The organism is Streptomyces sp. 13-12-16, assembly GCF_002114215.1.
Classification (GTDB): Bacteria; Actinomycetota; Actinomycetes; order Streptomycetales; family Streptomycetaceae; genus Streptomyces.
This window is the reverse complement of the sequence record NZ_NCTE01001484.1, coordinates 631-3,317: the sequence shown is the minus strand read 5'-3', so window position 1 is coordinate 3,317 and position 2,687 is coordinate 631. Positions and strand designations below refer to the sequence as shown.

Annotated in this window: 4 protein-coding genes; 3 read left to right on the top strand and 1 reads right to left on the bottom strand. The window is 72.3% G+C overall.

The window, feature by feature from the left end:
* A partial coding sequence (locus B7767_RS43165) for a Rieske (2Fe-2S) protein (RefSeq protein ID WP_085576542.1) occupies positions 1-318 on the top strand: 318 nt, incomplete at its 5' end.
* 41 nt (positions 319-359) lie between these two features.
* Positions 360-830 carry a pyridoxamine 5'-phosphate oxidase family protein gene (locus B7767_RS43160; RefSeq protein WP_085576541.1) on the top strand — a complete coding sequence of 157 codons (471 nt, stop codon included), beginning with the start codon at positions 360-362 and terminating at the stop codon, positions 828-830.
* Here the strand turns inward: B7767_RS43160 and B7767_RS43155 are convergent.
* On the bottom strand, positions 805-1,746 hold the full coding sequence (locus B7767_RS43155; RefSeq protein WP_085576540.1) for a LysR family transcriptional regulator: 942 nt from the start codon (positions 1,744-1,746) through the stop codon (positions 805-807). The two genes, B7767_RS43160 and B7767_RS43155, sit on opposite strands and share 26 nt — an antisense overlap.
* A 75-nt stretch (positions 1,747-1,821) precedes the next feature.
* Here B7767_RS43155 and B7767_RS43150 point away from each other — a divergent pair.
* Positions 1,822-2,687 (top strand): DMT family transporter (locus tag B7767_RS43150; RefSeq protein ID WP_179167564.1); only part of this gene is annotated, 866 nt, incomplete at its 3' end.

The following is a 2,687-nucleotide window of genomic DNA, read 5'->3' as shown; positions in this document are numbered from 1 at the left end:
GGGGGTTCGGGCGGCGGCGAGAACGCCGGTGCCGACCCGCTCGCCTCGACCGCCGACATCCCCGAGGGGGGCGGAAAGGTCTTCGCCGACCGTAAGGTGGTCGTCACCCAGCCGACGGCGGGCGAGTTCAAGGCGTTCTCGGCGACCTGCACCCACCAGGGGTGCGCGGTGAAGAGCATCGCCGACGGGGTCATCAACTGCCCCTGTCACAACAGCAACTTCTCCATCACCGACGGCAGTGTGCAGAGCGGCCCGGCGACCAAGCCGCTGCCCGCCGTGGAGATCACGGTGAGCGGGGACTCGATCACCCTCGCCTGAGCCGCCGGCGCCGGGCACGACACGAGAGACGAAGAGGCCGTATGACCGCCACGCAGCGCCGGGGCCGGAAGATCATGATGACACCCGGTGAGCTGGACGACTTCCTCACCGTCCAGCGCACCTGCCGGGTCGCCACGGTGTCCGCCGGCGGAGCGCCGCACGTCAGCACGCTCTGGTTCGCCTGGGACGGCACCTCGCTGTGGCTGTACTCCGTGGTGCGCAGCAGGCGCTGGGCGGATCTGCGGCGGGATCCGCGGGTGGCGATCGTGGTCGACACGGGCGAGGAGTACGACGAGCTGCGCGGCGCGGAGCTGTCCGGGCGGGTGGAGTTCGTGGGGGAGATCCCGCGCACCGGCGAACTGCGCGCGGAACTCGACGTTCCGGAGACGCTGTTCGCCCGCAAGAACTTCGGCCTGGACGAGATGCCCCACGACGGGCGGCACGCCTGGCTGCGCCTGACCCCGGAGAAGATCGTGTCCTGGGACTTCAGGAAGCTGCCGACACTGCCGTAGGACTCTCGCCCGTCGCCCCGACGCGCTCCCCCGCCGCCCGCAGTGCCTGTACCGCCGCCCGGATCGACGGGCGGCGGTCGGCGTCCGCGCGCCAGACGACGAAGACGTGCCGTCGTACGCGCTGTCTGAGCGGGACGGTCACCACCCCGTCGGGCAGCGGGTTGCGGCCCAGCAGCGGGGCGATGCAGACGCCGAGCCCCGCAGCGACCAGGCCGAGCTGGGTGTGGCTCTCGGCGGCGCGGTGGCCGATGACCGGCTCGATGCCCTTGGAGCGCAGGGTGAACATCAGCCACTCGTGACAGAACTCGCCCTCGCCCCAGGTGATCCACTCGTCCTCGGCGAAGTCGGCGAGGTCCGCCTCGTCGCGGCCGGCGAACCGGTGGCCGGCCGGGAGCGCCACATCGGCCGGGTCGTCCAGCAGGGGCGCCTTGACCAGGCCGTCGGGCAGCGGCATCGGCTTGTTGTACCAGTCGAGCACCACCGCGAGATCGAGGTCCCCGCGCACCACTCCCCGGATGCCCTGCTCCGGTTCCTGCTCGCGGGAGCGCACGCGCAGCGCGGGGTGCCGCTCGCGCAGGTCCCGCAGGGCCACCGGGAACAGTCCCCGCGCGGCGGTCGGGAACGCCGAGACCCGCAGCTCACCGGCGACCTGTCCGCGCTGCGCCTCCAGGTCGGACTGGGCGAGCTCGACCTGGGAGAGGATGCGCGCCGCGTGCTCGGCGAGCAGCCGGCCCGCGTCCGTGAGCCGGACGCCCCGCCCGTTCTTGGCCAGCAGCCGCTGGCCGACCTCGCGCTCCAGCTTGGACATCTGCTGCGAGACGGCCGAGGTCGTGATGTGCAGCCCCTCGGCCGCGCCGCTGACCGAGCCGTGCCGGGCGAGGGCGTCGAGGGTGCGCAGGCGCTCCAGGTTCAACACGTAAGCGATGCTACGAGATACCGCGTGCGAAATCTCGATTGTGCTACGAGATGGATGTCCCGCATCGTTGCGTCCATGAGCAGCGTCACCGCGACCACCACCGCACCGGCCCCGGCCGGTCCCGCCCCGGAGCGCCCCCGTCCCCGCCTGGACTGGCGGCTGCGTTTCGGCGCGCTCTCCCTGATCTGGGGGTTCAGCTTCCTCCTCATCAAGGTCGGCACCCAGGGCTACGCCCCCTTCCAGGTCACCTTCGGCCGGCTGGCCTTCGGTACCGCCGTCCTGGCGGTGGCGATGGCGGTACGGCGGGAGGGGCTGCCGCGCGGTGCGCGCACCTGGGGGCATCTCGCGGTCGCCGGGTTCCTGCTGAACGCCCTGCCGTTCTCGCTGTTCGCCTTCGCGGAGCTGACCATCCCGTCCACGCTGGCCGGCATCTGCAACGCGACCTCGCCGCTGTGGGGCATGGCGCTGTCGCTGGTGGCGCTGTCCGAGGACCGGCCGACCCGGGTGCGGGTGGCGGGGCTCGGCCTCGGCTTCCTCGGGGTGCTGACCGTGCTGGGAGCCTGGCAGGGCTTCGAGGGCCTGGACGCCCGCGGCACGGCACTGGCCCTGCTGGCCTCGCTGAGCTACCCCGTCGGCTGGATCTACGTCCGTCGCACCCTGGCGGGCAGCAGCCACTCGAACCTGGCCCTGACCGGCGGTCAGTTGCTGCTGGCCACGGCCCAACTGGCCGTCGTCACACCGCTGTTCACCACACTGCCGACCGGCTTCGCCGTCGGCCCGCTGCTGGCGATCGCCGCGCTGGGCGTGCTGGGCACGGGTCTGGCCGTACTCATCCAGTACGGCCTGGTCGCCGAGGTCGGCCCGACGACCGGCCAGATGGTCACCTACTTCGTCCCGGTGATCGCCGCCGCGGCCGGCATCGCCATCCTCGGCGAAACCCT